The 16,710-nt window shown below is 67.9% G+C and carries 22 protein-coding genes; 13 read left to right on the forward strand and 9 right to left on the reverse strand.

What is annotated here, in order from left to right:
• The first annotated feature begins 9 nt into the window (after positions 1 to 9).
• The 4 genes from TMO_RS30235 to TMO_RS03670 all read left to right on the forward strand — a co-directional run bounded on the left by TMO_RS30235 (position 10) and on the right by TMO_RS03670 (position 2,922).
• Positions 10 to 1,098 (forward strand): glycosyltransferase family 4 protein, encoded by a 1,089-nt coding sequence (locus TMO_RS30235; protein WP_014744241.1) that lies wholly within the window; start codon positions 10 to 12, stop codon positions 1,096 to 1,098.
• A 271-nt stretch (positions 1,099 to 1,369) separates the two neighbouring features.
• The gene (locus TMO_RS29010) at positions 1,370 to 1,690 is read left to right on the forward strand and encodes a hypothetical protein (RefSeq protein ID WP_014744242.1); all 321 of its coding nucleotides are present in this window, start codon (positions 1,370 to 1,372) and stop codon (positions 1,688 to 1,690) included.
• A gap of 79 nt (positions 1,691 to 1,769) precedes the next feature.
• The gene (locus tag TMO_RS03665) at positions 1,770 to 2,090 is read left to right on the forward strand and encodes a zinc ribbon domain-containing protein YjdM (protein WP_014744243.1); all 321 of its coding nucleotides are present in this window, start codon (positions 1,770 to 1,772) and stop codon (positions 2,088 to 2,090) included.
• A 79-nt stretch (positions 2,091 to 2,169) separates the two neighbouring features.
• Entirely contained in the window at positions 2,170 to 2,922 is a 753-nt protein-coding gene (locus TMO_RS03670; protein WP_014744244.1) for a hypothetical protein, read from the forward strand.
• Between the two features lie 31 nt (positions 2,923 to 2,953).
• Here TMO_RS03670 and TMO_RS03675 read toward each other — a convergent pair whose 3' ends face one another.
• On the reverse strand, positions 2,954 to 3,538 hold the full coding sequence (locus TMO_RS03675) for a TetR family transcriptional regulator C-terminal domain-containing protein (RefSeq protein ID WP_014744245.1): 585 nt from the start codon (positions 3,536 to 3,538) through the stop codon (positions 2,954 to 2,956).
• A 126-nt stretch (positions 3,539 to 3,664) separates the two neighbouring features.
• On the opposite strand from TMO_RS03675, the gene TMO_RS03680 reads away from it, so the two are divergent.
• Positions 3,665 to 4,720 carry a DUF418 domain-containing protein gene (locus TMO_RS03680; RefSeq protein ID WP_014744246.1) on the forward strand — a complete coding sequence of 352 codons (1,056 nt, stop codon included), beginning with the start codon at positions 3,665 to 3,667 and terminating at the stop codon, positions 4,718 to 4,720.
• Positions 4,721 to 4,727: 7 nt separating this feature from the next.
• Here the strand turns inward: TMO_RS03680 and TMO_RS03685 are convergent, their stop codons facing one another.
• Complete coding sequence (locus TMO_RS03685) at positions 4,728 to 5,318, reverse strand: biotin transporter BioY (protein WP_014744247.1); 591 nt, start codon at positions 5,316 to 5,318, stop codon at positions 4,728 to 4,730.
• 192 nt (positions 5,319 to 5,510) lie between these two features.
• Between TMO_RS03685 and TMO_RS03690 the strand changes: the two genes are divergently transcribed.
• Together TMO_RS03690 and TMO_RS03695 are read left to right on the forward strand one after the other, a co-directional pair.
• Entirely contained in the window at positions 5,511 to 6,167 is a 657-nt protein-coding gene (locus TMO_RS03690; protein WP_014744248.1) for a PadR family transcriptional regulator, read from the forward strand.
• 104 nt (positions 6,168 to 6,271) lie between these two features.
• Entirely contained in the window at positions 6,272 to 6,610 is a 339-nt protein-coding gene (locus TMO_RS03695) for a DUF2218 domain-containing protein (protein WP_041604816.1), read from the forward strand.
• On the opposite strand, the gene TMO_RS03700 is transcribed toward TMO_RS03695, so the two are convergent.
• Positions 6,611 to 7,876, reverse strand: coding sequence for an MFS transporter (locus TMO_RS03700; RefSeq protein WP_014744250.1), 1,266 nt, complete (start codon positions 7,874 to 7,876; stop codon positions 6,611 to 6,613). It abuts the gene before it with no gap.
• Positions 7,877 to 7,984: 108 nt separating this feature from the next.
• On the opposite strand from TMO_RS03700, the gene TMO_RS03705 reads away from it, so the two are divergent.
• The 3 genes from TMO_RS03705 (at position 7,985) to TMO_RS03715 (ending at position 9,808) form a co-directional block, all read left to right on the forward strand.
• Complete coding sequence (locus tag TMO_RS03705; RefSeq protein WP_014744251.1) at positions 7,985 to 8,884, forward strand: LysR family transcriptional regulator; 900 nt, start codon at positions 7,985 to 7,987, stop codon at positions 8,882 to 8,884.
• Between the two features lie 76 nt (positions 8,885 to 8,960).
• Positions 8,961 to 9,449, forward strand: a complete 489-nt coding sequence (locus TMO_RS03710) for a VOC family protein (protein ID WP_014744252.1) — start codon at positions 8,961 to 8,963, stop codon at positions 9,447 to 9,449.
• Positions 9,450 to 9,454: 5 nt separating this feature from the next.
• Positions 9,455 to 9,808, forward strand: coding sequence for a DUF1428 domain-containing protein (locus TMO_RS03715; RefSeq protein ID WP_041605428.1), 354 nt, complete (start codon positions 9,455 to 9,457; stop codon positions 9,806 to 9,808).
• Here TMO_RS03715 and TMO_RS03720 read toward each other — a convergent pair.
• Genes TMO_RS03720 through TMO_RS03730 form a run of 3 tightly spaced genes read right to left on the reverse strand, consistent with a single transcriptional unit; the run spans position 9,799 to position 11,458 of the window.
• Positions 9,799 to 10,344: a GNAT family N-acetyltransferase gene (locus TMO_RS03720; protein WP_014744254.1), complete on the reverse strand. Its 546-nt coding sequence runs from the start codon at positions 10,342 to 10,344 to the stop codon at positions 9,799 to 9,801. The genes TMO_RS03715 and TMO_RS03720 overlap by 10 nt on opposite strands.
• A 10-nt stretch (positions 10,345 to 10,354) precedes the next feature.
• Entirely contained in the window at positions 10,355 to 10,924 is a 570-nt protein-coding gene (locus TMO_RS03725; RefSeq protein WP_014744255.1) for a helix-turn-helix domain-containing protein, read from the reverse strand.
• A gap of 42 nt (positions 10,925 to 10,966) precedes the next feature.
• Positions 10,967 to 11,458: a MarR family winged helix-turn-helix transcriptional regulator gene (locus TMO_RS03730; protein ID WP_041605429.1), complete on the reverse strand. Its 492-nt coding sequence runs from the start codon at positions 11,456 to 11,458 to the stop codon at positions 10,967 to 10,969.
• 118 nt (positions 11,459 to 11,576) lie between these two features.
• On the opposite strand from TMO_RS03730, the gene TMO_RS03735 reads away from it, so the two are divergent.
• Entirely contained in the window at positions 11,577 to 12,467 is an 891-nt protein-coding gene (locus TMO_RS03735; protein WP_014744257.1) for an EamA family transporter, read from the forward strand.
• 18 nt (positions 12,468 to 12,485) lie between these two features.
• Positions 12,486 to 13,520: an NADP-dependent oxidoreductase gene (locus tag TMO_RS03740; protein ID WP_014744258.1), complete on the forward strand. Its 1,035-nt coding sequence runs from the start codon at positions 12,486 to 12,488 to the stop codon at positions 13,518 to 13,520.
• Here TMO_RS03740 and TMO_RS03745 read toward each other — a convergent pair.
• From TMO_RS03745 to TMO_RS03755, 3 genes are all read right to left on the reverse strand, one after another.
• Positions 13,507 to 14,460, reverse strand: a complete 954-nt coding sequence (locus TMO_RS03745) for a DMT family transporter (RefSeq protein ID WP_014744259.1) — start codon at positions 14,458 to 14,460, stop codon at positions 13,507 to 13,509. The two genes, TMO_RS03740 and TMO_RS03745, sit on opposite strands and share 14 nt — an antisense overlap.
• 102 nt (positions 14,461 to 14,562) lie before the next feature.
• On the reverse strand, positions 14,563 to 15,516 hold the full coding sequence (locus TMO_RS03750; protein WP_014744260.1) for an ornithine cyclodeaminase family protein: 954 nt from the start codon (positions 15,514 to 15,516) through the stop codon (positions 14,563 to 14,565).
• A gap of 85 nt (positions 15,517 to 15,601) precedes the next feature.
• Positions 15,602 to 16,084, reverse strand: a complete 483-nt coding sequence (locus TMO_RS03755; RefSeq protein ID WP_014744261.1) for a DUF1579 domain-containing protein — start codon at positions 16,082 to 16,084, stop codon at positions 15,602 to 15,604.
• A 103-nt stretch (positions 16,085 to 16,187) separates the two neighbouring features.
• Here TMO_RS03755 and TMO_RS03760 point away from each other — a divergent pair, with 103 nt between their 5' ends.
• Positions 16,188 to 16,661, forward strand: a complete 474-nt coding sequence (locus tag TMO_RS03760) for a MarR family winged helix-turn-helix transcriptional regulator (protein WP_014744262.1) — start codon at positions 16,188 to 16,190, stop codon at positions 16,659 to 16,661.
• Positions 16,662 to 16,710: the final 49 nt, after the last annotated feature.

Genomic DNA, 16,710 nt, shown 5'->3' on the forward strand with positions numbered 1-16,710 from the left:
AATATCGCTATGAAAGCGGGGCGAGCTCTGTTCATCAGCGCCTATCTCCCCTCGGAAGAGATTCCTGCTGCAGGGAATCGTCTGAGTGGTGCGGCCTTGAAGGACTTTGCATCCAGATTTGAGGTTGTGGATCTGGTTTCCTTCTGTAACGGAATGACAAAGGGCTATGATGATCCGTTCCCCGTACCTGCCGGCGTGAATACCGTTTTATTTGACGTCGACATGAAGGCGCGCCTGGTCGCAATGGTACTGCATCCCTTCTCTCCATCCGGAGTCGCAGTGCGCCACTACCTGGCCAGGCGGAAAGTGACAGACCTTTTGTCGCACCATGCTTATGATGAAATCTTTGTCGATTTCACTCAGGGACTCGGTGCGATCGATCAGAAATTGTGGCCGAAAGTAACTTTGCGCCTGCATGATGTCATGTCGCAGCTTTATCGTCGGCAGGCTGCGCAAGGGATCTCTGCATCCGGCTTGATCGGAAAGCTGGAACTCAGCCGTTGCTTGGCGTGGGAGCCTCATGCCCTTCGGCGTGTTGGTAAATTGCAGGCGCTTACCGCAAAGGATGCAGCTCTGGTCCGGCAGCTTTCTGGACGGGATGATGCGGAAGTGGTGCCGCCCTCCGGATTTCTGATCGTTGAAGGCCGGCAGCCCGCCGGGATTGACCCGAATATGATCTTGTTTTGGGGCAATATGGGGCGGAAGGAGAACGTCGATGCTGTCCTATATTTCGAAAAGCGGATTTTGCCGGCTATTCGTGAGAAGGTCCCTAATGCGTATCTTGTTGCAGCCGGTGCAAATCCTCCCAAATCCGCTATGGCTCTGACCGGGCCTCATGTCACCTGGACCGGGTTTGTGGAATCTCCTGACGAATATTTCCGTCGCTGTGCCGTCGGCATCGCCCCCCTTCTTAGCGGCGCAGGGATCAAGATCAAGGTGCTTGAGTTTATACACTCGGGAATTCCAACCGTGGCGAGTTCCGTCGGAGCGGAGGGAATTGCTGAGCATGAAAATCTGACAACGGAAGATGATCCGAAGCTATTTGCCGAGGCATGTGTCGCTATTATGCGGGGGAATAATTTGCGATCGGGTGCTTGAGGACTGGAATTTTGTTGGGGGGCGCTGGTGGGCGATAACTGTATCGGGCGCCAAGCATTTGTATTACAAGCTGTGGTTCTTGGATTGTCGGGTCAGTCGCGAGGGGAACTTCGTTCTTTAATCGGCCAGATACTCGCCCCATCGCACGCGACTACGGCATCTGGATGATCTCTGAGAGCATATGCCGTTGTTCACACGATGAGCGTCCGGCTCGGCGGATCGACAGATTGAACAGATTGGTTGGCTTTTGACCCAAACGGAGGGCCCGGCCATGACGCGCGAACCATCCTCTCCGGTCTGTTACGCCGACGAGGCCGATGATCTCTATATGGGCTATGTCGGGCGTGACGAGATCCTGGTCCTGCTGACCGATCTTCTGCGCCGGGAGGATGTGGTGGGGCGGGATGAGGCGGTGCGGGCGGTGCTGACCGGGGAAATCCGGCGGCTGGGCGGCACGCCGCCGGAACCAGGCGATCTTCAGGCAGCGGGGGCTGTGCCGGCGGCGGATATTCTGCGCCGGCTGGCGGATCTGCTGCCCCGGCTGCGCGATGACGGCCTTCATGCGGTCTTGCGGCGGCTGGTCGATCGGTGATCGGGCAGGTTCGCGCTTGCCTTCGGCGCCGGGGAAGCGGAGGGTGCGGCGCTGATGCAGCACCTGAAGGAGACCGGACATGTCCGACCAGGGTGACGACTACGTGTATGACGAGGCCACCGGCGAATGGCTGCCGGCCTCGGAGTTGGCTGCCTCGCAACCCGAGGGCCAGGCCCCCGCGGGGGAGCGGGTGGTGAAGGATGCGGCCGGCAATGTGCTGGCGGATGGCGACCAGGTGACGCTGATCCGGGATCTGAAGGTGAAGGGCACCAGCCAGACGCTGAAACAGGGCACGGTGATCCGGTCGATCCGTCTGACGGCGAATGACGAGGAAATCGACTGCCGGCACGAGTCCATCAAGGGGCTGGTGCTGCGGACCGAGTTCGTGCGCAAGCGCTGATGATCCGGACCGGTACCGGTGGTTGCGGTGCATGCCGCGTCACCTGTACAGTCGGATGGTCCCACAGCCCCGAGAGGCCATGTCCGAGATGATGCCGACCGTCTATCAGAGCGATCTGTTCATCCCCCGCTACCGGCCGATCAGCCGCGGGCGCTGGGAGCTGCGGGTGGTGCCGATGAACATGGCCCCGGGCTATTGGACGATGTCGGCCCTGGTCGAGAACATGGCCGTGCTGCTGCGCGACCGGCAGAGCTGGATGTCGACCACCCCGCTCGAGATCGAAAGCCAGGAGATCGGCGTGCATCTGGCACGCGGCCATGTGCTGATCTATGGCATGGGCATGGGCTGGTCGGCACTGGCGAGCGCGCTTCAGGATGCGGTGACCGCGGTGACGGTGGTCGAGTTCGACCCGGATGTGATCGGACTGCATGAAGAGCTGGATCTGGCGGCACAGCTGCCCGAGGCGGCGCGGACCAAGCTGAAGATCGTGCAGGGCGACGCCTATGCCTATGTGCCCGACCGGCCGGTCGACCTGCTGATGCCCGATATCTGGCTGCCGATGCTGAATGACGGCCGGGTGGACGAGGTGCGACAGATGCAGGCGAATGTGCAGGCCGGCGCGATCTATTTCTGGGGCCAGGAGCTGGAGATCGCCCGCCATGCCGTGGCGGCCGGCCATGCGCTGGACGATGACGGCATCGCCGCCGCCATTGCCGGGATGGGGCTGCCGCTGATCGGCCCCGAGTATCCCGGCCATACCGACAAGCTCGTCGCCGCCGCCCGGCGCTGGCTGCGCGACCGCTGGCTGCCTGGCTCCACGCCGCCCTGGTGAGGCCGACCCTGTCGCCATCTGGCCCCCTGGCTCAGCCGCCCCCGCCGCATTCCAGGCGGAAGGCGGTGCGCAGATGCGCTTCGGCGGCCGCCGTATCGAGCCCCTGGGCGCCCGAGAGCAGCAGCCCGGCCAGGCCATCATAAAGCGCACCCAGCCTGAGCGCCGTGGCGTCGGGGTCATCCGCCCGCCAGCAGCCTGCGGCGTGACCGTCGCGCAGGATGGCGGCCAGACTGTCCTGCATGCGCTGCCGCGCGGTCGAAAGCGCTTCGGCGAGCGCTGTGTCGGTGCCGGCAAGATCCGTCGCCTCGATCCAGAGCCGCCAGTAGATCCAGGCATCGGGCGCGAAGGCGGTGGCGAGATAGCGCTCCATCGCCACTGCCGGCGGCCGGTTGCCGTCGTTGATGTCCCCGGCCACGGCGTCGAAGATCGCCGACCAGGCCAGCGCCCGCAGTTCCGGCCAGCGGAAATAATGGTTCAGCAGCCCCGTGCCGACGCCGGCGCGGTCGGTCACCATCCGGGTGGTCGCCGCCTTCAGCCCCGCCGTCAGCAGCACCTCGGCCGCCGCGGCAAGGATGAGATCCCGCCGGCCGCGGGGCGCATCGTCATGCCGTGCCACATGTCCCTCCTTGACTCGTTGAGCGGTTGCTCAATAAATTGAGCGCATGCTCAATGGCGGGAGGATATCATGCCGGGCCCACTCCGCACCACACCGGCTCGCAACACATCAGCGCGCGATACAGCCGTGGACACCATCCGCCTGGTCGGGCTGGTGGGGATCTGCGTGGTCAATCTGCCCTTCATCGCCCTGCCGGGTGCGGCCGGGCTGGTGCTGCCCGATGCCGGCCTCGACCGCCTGGCCATGCTGATGGTGGAGACACTGTTCCAGGCCAAGTTCTTCCTGCTGTTCTCCTTCGTGTTCGGCTGGAGCTTCCATCTTCAGGATCTGGCGGCACGGCGCGCCGGCGCCAGCCCCGCTCGCCGGCATCTGCGCCGCATGGTCGCGCTGGCGGTGATCGGCTGCCTGCACGGCATCCTGGTCTTTCCGGGCGATATCCTGGTGATCTATGCCCTGCTCGGCTGCGGGCTGGTGGCGGTGCGGCATTTGTCTCCGCCGGCGCTGGCCAGGCTTGCGCTGGCGATGCTGCCGCTGGCGGCGCTCTGTCTGACCGTGCTCTGGGTGTCGCTGCCGGAAGCGGCGTTCAGTCAGCCTCCGGCCGGCGACGCGCTGTCGCGGCGGATCGACGAGTGGCTGTCGACGCTGGGTTTTCTGCTGGTCTTTCAGGGCCCGCTCGCCTTCGGGGCGTTCTGCCTGGGGCTGGCGGCGGGCAAGAGCGGTTTCTTCGCCCCCGACCATCCGTGGCAGCGCCGGCTGGACCGGGCGCTGCCCTGGCTGCTGGTGATCGGCCTGCCGCTCAACCTGTTCCATGCCGCAGCGACCGGCGGGGTGCTGCCGGCGGAATGGGCGCTGACGACGCTGGCGGGGGTCTGGGCGCTGGCGCCGGGGGCGCCGATCCTGGCAGCCGCCTGGCTGGCGCTGATCCTGCGGCTGACGCGGCGCCGGCCGCTGCCCGAGATCCTGGTCGCGGCCGGCCGCAACTCGCTGTCGATCTATGTGCTGCAGGGCGTGCTGGGGGGTGTCACCTTCTATCTGGTCGGCCATGGCAGCGTGGGTCAGGCGCGGCTGCTGGTCGTGGCCTTGCCGCTGGCCGGGGCGGCCATTCTGGCACTGGCCGCCTGGGCGGTGGTCGCTGGCCGCGGACCGCTGGAACGGCTGCTGCGCCGGATGTCGGGGGCCTGACGCGCCTTCAGCGTCGGTCAGCTGACCGATCGCCAGACGACCGGCGGGCCAGGAGCATCAGCACCGCCACCGCGAGCGCCGATTTCACCAGCCCGCCGGCGATGAAGGGCAGGACGCCGTGTTCGATGGCACGGTCGAGACCGATCTTCGTCGACAGCCAGGCAGCTCCCAGCGCCAGACAGATCGCATGGGCAAGGATCATGGCCGCCAGCGCACGCACCGGTCGTTCGCCGTTCCAGCCGCGTTCGGCAAGCAGGCCGGTCAGGGCCCCCGCGATCGGGAAGGCGATCAGATAGCCGCCGGTCGCGCCGGTGAAGCGGTCGATGCCCGCGGTGCCGTCGGCCAGCACCGGCAGACCGGCGGCACCGGCCGCCAGCCAGACCAGAATTGTGAGCCCGCCCAGCCGCCAGCCATAGAGCGCGCCGATCACGAAGACCGCGAAGGTCTGCATGGTCATCGGCACCGGCACCATCGGCACTTCGGCGAAAGACGAGGCGGCGAGCAGGGCGGCGCCGATCAGCACGGCGGCGCCGCGCCAGCCGATCGGACGGGTCTCGGGGCGGAGCGGGCTGAAGCTGCGGAGGCTGGTGTCGGACATGGGATGCGGACCCCTGGATGGTTGCGGCGGGCGAGACATCGACCCAAAATGCAACCATAAGAAAGCATGGGCGCGAAATCCATCTCACAAGTTGATTGTTCTTCGGGTTTCTGGTGTTCGAGAACGTCAGGGCTTGTTCTGGGATAGTCTAAGATATATCTTAGACCTGTCTGGAAGAGAGGAGTGACGCAGATGCGTTTCGGACACAGGCAGTGCGACCGTCGCGGCCGCGGGTTTTACGGCGAAGGCCGTCACGGGCATGAGAGCGACGGCCTTGATGGGAATTTTGGTCGCGAGTCCGGGGGCGGCCATGGCTGGGGCCGCGGCTTCGGCCGCGGTTTCGGCCGCGGCCGCTCTGGCGAGGACTGGATGTCGGAGCGGGGCGGCCGCCGGCGCTTCTTCGATGCGGGCCAGCTGCGGCTGGTGCTGCTGAAGCTGATCTCGATGCAGCCGCGCCATGGCTACGACCTGATCCGCGCGGTGGAAGAGCTGACGGGCGGGGCGTATGTGCCGAGCCCGGGCGTGGTCTATCCGGCGCTGTCGATGCTGGAAGACATGAACCAGGTGGCGGGCACCGAGGCCGAGGGCGGCCGCAAGGTCTTCGCGATCACCGCCGATGGCGAGGCGGAACTCGCCGCCAATGCGGCGATGGTGACCGAGCTGATGGCCCGGCTGGCGGCGATGGCCGAGATGCGCGAGCGGGTGGACACCACCCCGGTCGAACGCGCGATCGGCAATCTGAAGATGGCCCTGCGCGGCCGGCTGACGGCACCTGATGCCGATCGCAAGCTGGCGCTGGAGATCGCCCGGATCCTGGACGAGGCGACGCAGAAGATCGAGCGGTCATGACGAAGAATTCGAGGCTTGCGGTCCTCAGGCGGCGCCATGGTCTTGAGCCGCCGCTCCGATCCGTTCCCGATCTTCCGAACGACACCCTGATGGAGAAGCAATCCATGACGACGACCACGACCACCGTTACCAGCACCGCCGTGGTGCCGACGGCGCATGGCAGCCGCTATCTGCAGCAGCTGTGCAAGCATTGGAGCCACAACCTGACGGTTGAGTTCAGCCGCGAGCAGGGCTCGGTGATCTTCCCCCACGATGCCCGCGGTGCCGCATGGCCGGGCGATGGCCGGCTGCTGCTGGATGCCGGCGACGACACCCTGACCTGCCGGATCGAGGCCAGCTCCGACGGGCAGCTGGAGGCGCTGAAGGGCGCGGTGGTGCGGCATCTGGACCGTTTCGCCTTCCGCGAGGCGCCGCTGCATGTCGACTGGCGGGACGGCGTCTGATCAGGTGGCGCCGGCCCGGCGCGGTGCCGTGGCCGAAAGGATGAGGCCGAGCAGGGCGAAGCTGCCGGTGAGGGCCGCGATCGCCGTCCAGCCGCCGTGCTGCCAGAACCAGCCGCCGACCGAACCGGTGATGCTGGAGCCCAGATAGTAGAACAGCAGATAGAGCGACGCGGCATGGCCCTTGGTGGCACCGGCAAGGGGGCCGACCGAGCCGCTGACCACCGAATGGCAGACGAAGAAGCCGGTGGTGACCAGCACGATGCCGGCGATGATCGCGGGCAGGGCCGGCACCAGGGTGACCGCCACCCCGGCCAGGGTCAGCAGGAAACCCGCGATCAGCAGCGGCCGGCGGCCGAAGCGGTCGCCGAGGCCACCTGCGATCGAGGACGAGACGATGCCGAAGCCGAAGGCGAGGAAGATCATCGCGACCCGGGTCTGGCTGAGATCGAAGGGGGCCGCGGTCAGCCGGAAGGTGGTGTAGTTGAACAGGGTCACGAAGATGCTGGTCAGCGCGAAGCCGGTGGCATAGAGCCGGAGCAGCCCCGGATTGCGCAGATGCCCGGCCCAGGCCCGCAGATGGAAGCCGGGTGAGACGCCCCGTGCCGGCACGAAATTGCGCGAGCGCGGCAGCAGGATCAGGAAGCCGATCGCGGCCACCAGGCCGAGGCCGCCCATCACCGCCATCGCCATGCGCCACGAGGTGAATTCCGTCAGCAGCCCCATGCCGACCCGGCCCATCATCGCGCCGAAACCGGTCCCGGCAACATAAAGCCCCATGGCCTTGCCCAGATGGCGCGGCTCGATTTCTTCGGCCAGATAGGCCATGGCCACGGCCGGCACGCCGCCCAGCGCCAGGCCTTCGAGCGCCCGGGCGATCAGCAGCCCGTGCCAGTCGGGGCTGAGGGCGGCGGCGAGGTTGAGTGCCGCCGCCGCCGCCATCGAGCCGAACATCAGCCCGCGCCTGCCCAGCGCCTGAGAGAAGGCGCCGGCCAGCAGGATGGAGAGCGCGAGCAGGCTGGTGGTGACCGACAGCGCGAGCGAGGCCGAGGCCGCCCCCAGGCCGAAACTGGTGGCGAAGGCCGGCAGCAGCGGCTGCACGCAATAGATCAGGGAAAAACTGGCGAAGCCCGCCAGGAACAGCGCGATGCCGGTCCGCCGCCAGGTCGTGGTGCCGCGGGTGATCCAGACCGGGCCGTCGATTCTGACGGCGGTCGGAGCCGGGTGGTGCCGGTGGCGGGCGGGAGCCATGGTCGATTGAAGGGTCATGGAGCAGGCGCTTTCGGGGCCGGGTCTGGTCTTTCGGATATAGCGCTGGCCCTTTCCATGCGTCCAATATATGGAAGCAGCAATCTTCATATCTTTGGTGTATGGCTGATGGAATTGCGGCACATCCGGTACTTCCTGGCGGTGGCCGAGGAACGCAACTTCACCCGGGCGGCCGCCCGGCTGGGCATCGGCCAGCCGCCGCTGAGCCTGCAGATCCGGGATCTGGAGGCGGAGATCGGCACGGCGCTGTTCCACCGCGTTCCCCATGGCGCCGAGCTGACGGAAGCGGGGGCCGCCTTTCTGGCGGCGGTGGCGGCGATCCCGGGCCAGGCGGCGGGGGCGGTGAAACTGGCGCAGCGCGCAGCCCGGGGCGAAACCGGCCGGCTCAGCCTGGGCTTCACCGGCACGGCCGCCCTCAACCCGCTGATTCCCGAAGCCATTCGCGCCTTCCGGCGGGCCTGTCCCGAGGTGGTGCTGACCCTGACCGAGGCCAATTCGGTGGCCCTGGTCGAAGGGCTGCTGGAGGGGCGCCTGCAGGTCGCGATCCTGCGTCCGGCCGCGACGGACCCGGCCGAACTGGCGGTCCACAACCTGGCCGACGAACCCCTGGTGGCGGCACTTCCGGCCACCCATGCCGCGGCGGCGCTGCCGGGGCCGATCGATCTGGCGCAGCTTGCCGCCGATCCGCTGATCCTGACCCCGCGGGCGATCGGCACCAGCCTGCACGACGTGGCGGTCGCAGCCTTCAGGGCGGCGGGGTTCGAGCCGGTGCTCGGCCAGCCGGCGCCGCAGATCGCCTCGATCCTGTCGCTGGTTTCGGCCGAACTCGGCGTGTCGCTGGTGCCGGTGTCGATGTGCCAGCTGGGCATGCGCGGCGTAGTCTATCGCAGGCTTCGCGATCCGGAACCGACCGTGGGGCTGGCGGTGGCCTATCCCCGCCACCGACCACCCCAGGTCGTGCTGAATTTCGACCGGCTGATCCGGCAGGTGGCGCGGGCGGCACCCTGACCTCCGTCCCCTCGCTTGACGAGGCGGTCGATATCCATATAGGTTGATATCAACAATATTCAGGAGGGACCTGCCCATGACCACGACCGCGCAACCATCGGCGGCCGAACGTGCCGCGGCCTTCGGGCTCCATTCGCTGACCCCCCATCTGGTCTGCGCCGGTGCGGCTGCGGCGATCGACTTCTACAAGGCCGCCTTCGGGGCCGAAGAGCTGATGCGGCTGCCGGCCCCGGACGGATCGATCCTGCATGCCTGCATCCGGGTCAACGGGTCGTCGGTGATGCTGGTCGACGAAAACCGCGGCTGCGGCCTTTCCGGGCCCAAGGCGCTGGGCGGCACCGCCGTCACCCTGCATCTGGTGGTCGACGACGTCGATGCGGCGGTCGATCGCGCGATCGTCGCCGGGGCGGTGGTGGTGATGCCGGTCGCCGACCAGTTCTGGGGGGATCGCTATGGTGTGATCGCCGATCCCTTCGGTCATCAATGGTCGCTGGCGACGCCGGGCGCGCCGAAATCGCCCGAAGAGCTCGCAGAAGCGGCCGCAGCGGCCATGGGGGGTGTGTGATGACGATCGGCTATGTCGACGGGTTCGTCGCGGCGGTGCCGACCACTGCCCGCGAGGCGTTTCGTGCCCATGCCGAAGCGGCAGCGGTGGTGTTCCGCGAGAACGGCGCGCTGGGCGTGACCGAATGCTGGGGCGACGACGTGCCCGAGGGCGAGGTGACCTCGTTCCCCATGGCCGTGCAGCGGCGGCCGGACGAGACGGTGGTGTTCTCGTGGATCCTGTGGCCGTCGAAAGAGGTGCGCGATGCGGCCATGGCGAAGGTCATGGCCGATCCGCGCCTTCAGCCCGACGTGATGCCGATGCCCTTCGACGGCAAGCGGATGATCTTCGGCGGATTCGTACCCATTGTTCAGGCCTGAGGGGCCGATGCGTCCAGCTGCTTGTACATGAAGGTCGTGGCGCCCATTCCGCTGCCGTCGGTGCGGATGCAGTAGTCGGGGATGGTGCCGACGGTGACATAGCCGAGTGCCGCATAGAGCGGCTCGGCCTTGTCACCGGTGAGCGTGTCGAGGGTGAGCAGATGCCGGCCCATCGCACCGGCGCGGGCTTCAAGATCGAGCATCAGCGCCCGGGCGATGCCCTGCCGGCGAAAATCCGGATGGACCAGCAGCTTGCGCACCTCGGCCCGATGCGGCTGGTTGGGCGGGGTGTCGTGGTCGAGCTGGACCGTGCCGGCGATCCGGCCGCCCACCTCTGCGACCAGCAGGATCAGCCCGCCGGCCATGAGCGGCGGCAACACCTTCGCCTCCCAGAAGCGCCGCGCCGCCTCGGCCGTGAAGGGCAGCAGGAAGTTGACGCTGGCCCCGTCCTCGACGCAGGCGCGGAGCAGATCGGCCAGTTCGTCGAGCCGGTCCCGGGTCTCTTCGGCGGAAAGCGCAGTGATCGCGACGGTCATCTCAAGGGCCTCAGAGGATGAAGAGGTGATAGCGGGCGCCCTCGGCCGGTGTCGTCTCGAAGCGGCTGGCGCCGTGCAGGCGGTAGCGCAGGCAGTCGCCGGGTTCAAGGTCATGGGGCGTGCCCTCGACCGTGACCCGGAGCCGGCCCGTCATCAGCACGAGGTGATGCTCCAGCCCCGGGCGCGGCGGCTGGTGGTAATCGATCCGCGTCGCCGGCGGCAGTTCGCAGTCCAGCACCTCGCCGCCGAGCGTCGCCGCGGGCGGTGAGAGCTGGCGGCGGCGGAAGCCGGTGGCGGGGTCGGTCCAGACCGGCTGGTCGGCCGGCCGCAGCCGGGCGGCGAAATCCTCCTCGGCGAGCGCGATCAGCCGCGACATGGGGAGCCCATGGGCGGCGGCGAGCCGGCCCAGAACCGCGGCGGTGGCGCTGACCTCGGCATTCTCGATCCGCGACAGGCTGGCCCGGCTGACCCCGGCGCGGGCCGCCAGATCATCCAGCGACCAGCCGGCCGCCAGCCGCAGCCCTTTGAGCCGGCGGGCCAGACGATCATCGATGTCGGGGATGGTGGGGGATTTTTCCATATTCGGGAGAATATTCCGAATATGAGAAGTCGGCAAGCCACCTCAGGGGGCCGGATCGAGCCCGGCCAGAAAGTCACGCAGCAGGGTATCGAGTGCTGTCTGTTCCGCCGCCGACAGATGGCCGACCAGCCGCTTCTGGGTCGCGACATGATCGGCGACCGCGGCATCGATGACCCGTCGGCCCTGATCGGTGAGGGCGATGAGCACGCTGCGCCCATCCTGCGGATTGGGCCGGCGCTGCACCAGCCCGGATTTTTCCAGCTGATCGATGCGGTTGGTCATGGTGCCCGAGGCGACCATGGTGGTCGCCATCAGGTCGCCGGGGCTGAGCGCGTAAGGGGGGCCTGAGCGGCGCAGGGTCGCCAGCACGTCGAAGCTGGGATAGGCGAGGCCGTGGGCGGCGAAGGTCTTCTCCATCTCCCGCATCAGATGGGTCACCAGGCGGGTGAGACGGCCGATCAGCCCCATCGGCCCGAGATCGAGATCGGGCCGTTCGCGGTGCCATTGATCGAGAATGCGGTCCACGTGATCCATGGCCGGGATCATGGAGCCCGGCCGTCTTGCGGTCAAGAAGGTCTCTCGACATCGAGATAATTATCTTGACGTCGAGAGATATCGGCATAGCCTGAAAGGACAGTGCCAGGGAGGTTCCATGCACCCCGAGACCAGCCGCAACGGCGATGTGCTGCTGACCGCGATCGCCCCGGCGATCTGGGGCAGCACCTATCTGGTGACGACGGGGCTGCTGCCCCAGGGCTATCCGCTGACGGTGGCCATGCTGCGCGCCCTGCCGGCCGGGCTGATCCTGCTGCTGCTGGTCCGGCGCCTGCCGACGGGCGGCTGGTGGTGGCGGTCCTTCGTGCTGGGCGCGCTCAATTTCTCGATCTTCTGGGCACTGCTTTTCGTTTCGGCCTATCGCCTGCCGGGCGGGGTGGCGGCGACGGTGGGCGCCATCCAGCCGCTGATCGTGCTGCTGCTGGCCCGCCTGGTGATCGGCACGCCGGTGAAGGCGGCCGCGGTGGCGGCGGCGCTGGCCGGCATTCTGGGCGTGGCGCTGATGGTGCTCTCGCCCGATGCGGCGCTGGATCCGATCGGCATCGCCGCCGGCCTCGGCGGGGCGGCGGCGATGGCGGCGGGCACCGTGTTCAGCCGCCACTGGCAGCCGCCGGTCTCGGCCCTGACGGTCACCGCCTGGCAGCTGACCGCGGGCGGGCTGCTGCTGCTGCCGGTGGCGCTGATCTTCGAGCCAGCGCTGCCGGTGCCGACCCTGCATCACCTGATCGGTTTCGTGCATCTGGGGGTGTTCGGTGCCGCGGTCAGCTACATGCTCTGGTTCCGCGGCCTTGGCCGGCTGGGGCCGGGTTCGGTGGCGCCGCTGGCGCTGCTCAGCCCGGTGACCGCGGTGATCCTGGGGCTGTCGATCGCAGGCGAGCATCTGTCGATGGTCCAGGCCCTGGGCATCGCTCTGGTGTTGGGCAGCGTGCTCGCGGCACAATGGGTGCAACGGCCACGTCCGGTGAAGGCCCCCCTGGCCACCGGCTGAGCCCTCAAGGGAGGACAGATGACCGGGACTGCATCAAAGAACAGGCAGTGGGTGCTTGCCGCCCATCCCGACGGCAAGGCCACTGCCGACACCTGGCGGATGATCGACAGCCCGATGCCCGAGCCGGGCCCCGGGCAGATCCTGGTCCGCACGCTCTGGCTGTCGGTCGACCCCTATATGCGGGGGCGGATCGCGGCGGCCGGCAATTACACCAAAGGCGTGGCGCCGGGAGAGCTGATGCAGGGCGGCGGCGTGGGCGAGGTGATCCTCTCCAACCATCCCGCCTGGACGCCGGGCGATCTGGTCGAAAGCATGACCTTCGGCTGGCAGGAATATGCGGTGTTGAGCCCCGACCTGCCGGGTGCCGCCCGCGCCAACCGGGTGAACCCCGACATCGCCCCGCCCGAGGCGGCGCTGTCCTGGCTGGGCATGCCGGGCCTGACCGCCTATGTCGGCATGATCGAGATCGCGCGGCCGAAGCCGGGCGATACGGTGCTGGTCTCGGCCGCATCGGGCGCCGTGGGGCAGATGGTCGGCCAGATCGCGAAGCTGCAGGGTGCGCGGGCGGTGGCGATCGCCGGCTCCGACGACAAGCTCGCCTGGTGCCGGGAGCTGGGCTTCGATGCCGGCATCAATTACCGCACCGCCGGCGACATGAAGGCGGCGATCGCCGGGGCCTGCCCCGGCGGCGTCAACGTCTTCTTCGACAACACCGGCGGCCCGATCCACGATGCGGCGCTGGCCAATCTGGCAACCCATGCCCGGGTGGTGATCTGCGGCCGGATCGCGGTGGTCGATCAGGCACCGGAAGACGATATCGGCCTGCGCGCCAGTGCCCGGCTGATCGTCACCCGGTCGATGATCCAGGGGCTGGTGGTCTTCGACTGGTGGCATCTGCGCGACGAGGCCATGGCCCGCATCGCCGCCTGGCACCGCGACGGCCGGTTCCGCTTCCGCCACGACGTGCTGGACGGTTTCGAGCGCATGCCCGAAGCCTTCCTGCGGATGATGGCCGGCGACAATTTCGGCAAGCAGGTGGTCAGGGTCGCCTGACCGGCGCCCTGCCGGGCCTGCGGCGGAGGGCGCCGCGCAGCAGGCCCGGCAGCCGCCCGTCGATCAGGGCGAGGCCGACCGCGATCATCGCCATGCCGACCAGATGTTTCGGCTCCAGCCGCTCACCCAGAAAGGCGGTTCCCAGCAGGATGGCGCTGACCGGCACCAGGAAGGTGACCAGCATCAGATTGGTGGCCCCCGCCGTCGCCAGCAGGCGGAAGAACAGCACATAGGCGAAGGCGGTGGAGATAAAGGCGATGGCCAGGATCGCGGCGACCGTCCCCCAACCCGGGGCGGGCAGCGTCCAGGGCTGATCGACGATCAGGGCGAGCGGCACCAGCATCATCGCCGCCGTGGTCATCTGGCCGGTGGCGGTCGCCATGGGCGCCACCCCCAGTCGGGCGAAGCGGCGGCCGAAGACGCCGGCCAGGGCATAGGAGAAGGCGGCGCCCAGAATAGCGAGCTGGCCTGCGACATTGCCGCCCAGGCCGTTCAGCGCCGCCGGACCGATCATCGCCGCGACGCCGGCAAACCCGGCCAGCACCCCGGCGATGCGGTTGGGGCTCGCCTTCTCGTCGCTGGTCGCCAGATGCGCCACCAGCACCCCGAACAGCGGTGTGGTGGCGTTCAGGATGGCGGCAAGCCCGCTCGCGATCTGGGTCTGGCCCCAGACGATCAGGCTGAACGGGATCAGGCTGTTGAGCAGCCCCATGCCGAAGAACGCCGCCCAGACCTGGGGCGAGCGGGGCATGGCCAGCCCGCGCAGGCGCAGCACGACGTGCAGGGCGAGTGCCGCCAGCAGCACCCGTGCCGCCACGATGGTGAAGGGCGGCAGCTCCTTGACCGCGACGCCGATGAAAAAGAACGAGCCGCCCCAGGGAATGGAGAGCAGCACCAGCAGCCCCCATTCCCGCAGTGTCATGCTGCGTCCCGCGGCCATGCCGCACCTCCGGATTGCCTGACTGTCGCCGGCCATGAAACCCGCCATGCGCCGCCGCCGCAACCGAGGTTTTCAAGCCGGAAGGCCAAGTCTGCCTAAGCCTCAGCCGGCGGCGCTGGCGGCGATGTAATCCGCGATCATCAGGTCGAGATGGGCGCCGCCGCCATTCTTGTAGACGGTGATCTCGTCGGCCGAGCGCCGCGCCGGTGCAGTCGCCGGCACCAGGTCGTAGAGATCGCCCAGGACATCCGCCTCGGTGATCACGCCGGCTGCAATCGGCATCGTCAGCTCGCCGATATGGTGCAGCGTGGTGGCACGCGAATCCACGAACAGCCGGCTGCCGCCGATCAGGGTATCGTCGGCCTCGCGCATATCGGCCTTGAAGGCGCCGATCAGGTCGACATGGGTGCCGGGGCGGACCCGGGCGCCATGGATGACCGGGCTGCGCGCCATGGTGGCGCTGGAGATGATGTCGGCCTCGGCCAGCGCCGCCTCCAGATCGGGGGCGGCCTCCAGCCGGGCGGTAATGCCCGCGGCTTCGGCGGTGCCGCGGGCGGCATCGACCAGCGCCCGGGCCTGTTCCGGCCGCCGCGCCCAGACCGAGATCCGCTTCAGATCGGGGAAGATCGCGCCATAGGCCCGGATCAGGCTGGTGGCGACCACGCCCGCACCCACAATCACCAGATGCCGGCTGTCGGGCCGGGCGAGCAGGCGCGCGCCCAGCACCGAATCCGCCGCGGTCTTGAACTCGGTGACCAGGCGGCTGTCGATCACCGCGCGCAGGCTGCCGGTCTCCGCATCATAGACCATCATCGCGCCCTGGACCGTGGGCAGGCCGCGCGCGGCATTGCCGTCCATCACCGTCACCGCCTTCACGCCATAACCGAGACCGGGAATGAAGGCCGCACGGTTGAGCAGGGTGGCGGTGCGGGGGCCGAGGAAAATATCCGCAATCTCGGCCCGGGGGCGCAGATGGCCGCGCTGCAACGCCTCGACGGCTCCCGCCCAGTCAAGGGCGCCTGCACAGGCCTCGTAGGTCAGCAGATCCGGCGTCACCATATCTCCCCCGCATGTCTTCGGATGATCAGAGGCGGGGATGATACGGGTTTCGGCGGCGGCCGGACAGGTCGGGATCGACGGGTCAGGCCGAGATCCGGGTGTAGACCGCCGTCATGAATTCCTGCCAGCTGCCATCGGGCATGCGGACCTTCGAGACGACGAGCCGCCGGTCCTCGCTTTCGATCCGGTGGATGTCGTGATAGAGAGCCATGCCGGTGCCGGAGAAATCCGGCCCCTCGGCAGCGAGCGTCAGTTCACGACCGCTTTCGTCCATGCGGCCTTCATAGACCCAGAGCCGGGTCATCATCGATCCGACCCAGGTGCCGGTATAGCCGCCGCGGGCGGGATCGAAACCGATGGTCAGCAGGCTCCGACCGGTGTCGCCGTCGGGCATCTCGCCTTCTCCCTCGGCGATCAGCCAGAAATCGCCCAGCATGCGGGCGGTCTCGATGCCCGTGAAGGTCCGACGGGGCTGGTCGGGGCCCATGAGACAGTCGGCGGTATAGCGCCACCGGCCGATGAGATGGCGGAGCCAGGCGTGTTCCGGTGCCGGATCGGTGTGCATGCGTGGTATCCTCGTCAGGAAATGCGGGCGGGGGCGCCTGCTGCGATGCCAGGGCTGCACTCTGGGTGTGGTCTTTTTACCTTGATATCAACCTTGATGGACCATGTCAAAACCTGCGATCGTTCCCTTCGAAACCACACTTCTGGTCCGCGACGCCTGCCTTTGCCTGCATGTGCAGCGGGCGGCGCGGGCACTGGCCCGGCGCTTCGACGATGCGCTCCGTCCGGTCGGGCTGACGAATGGCCAGTTTTCGCTGATGATGTCGCTGAACCGGCCGGTGCCGCCGCGCAAGGGGGATGTGGCCAGCCTGCTGGCGATGGATCACAGCACGCTCACCGCCAATCTGAAGCCGCTGGAACGCCGCGGCCTGATCGAAAGCGAGATCGACCCCGAGGACCGTCGTGGCCGGCTGTTGCGGCTGACGCCCGAAGGTATGGCCGTGCTGGCGCGGGCCGTCCCGATCTGGGAGCGTGCCCATGCCGCCACCGAGGCGCTGCTGGCCGGGGGCGAGGCCGGGCGGTTGCGCAGCGATCTGATGGCTCTTTCGACATCATCACCAGATGATTATCAACCATAAGTATTTTATCCCTCGCATAATGGGCCGTTCGACCTTATCATCAGGTGAC

Source organism: Tistrella mobilis KA081020-065 (assembly GCF_000264455.2).
Lineage (GTDB): Bacteria > Pseudomonadota > Alphaproteobacteria > Tistrellales > Tistrellaceae > Tistrella > Tistrella mobilis.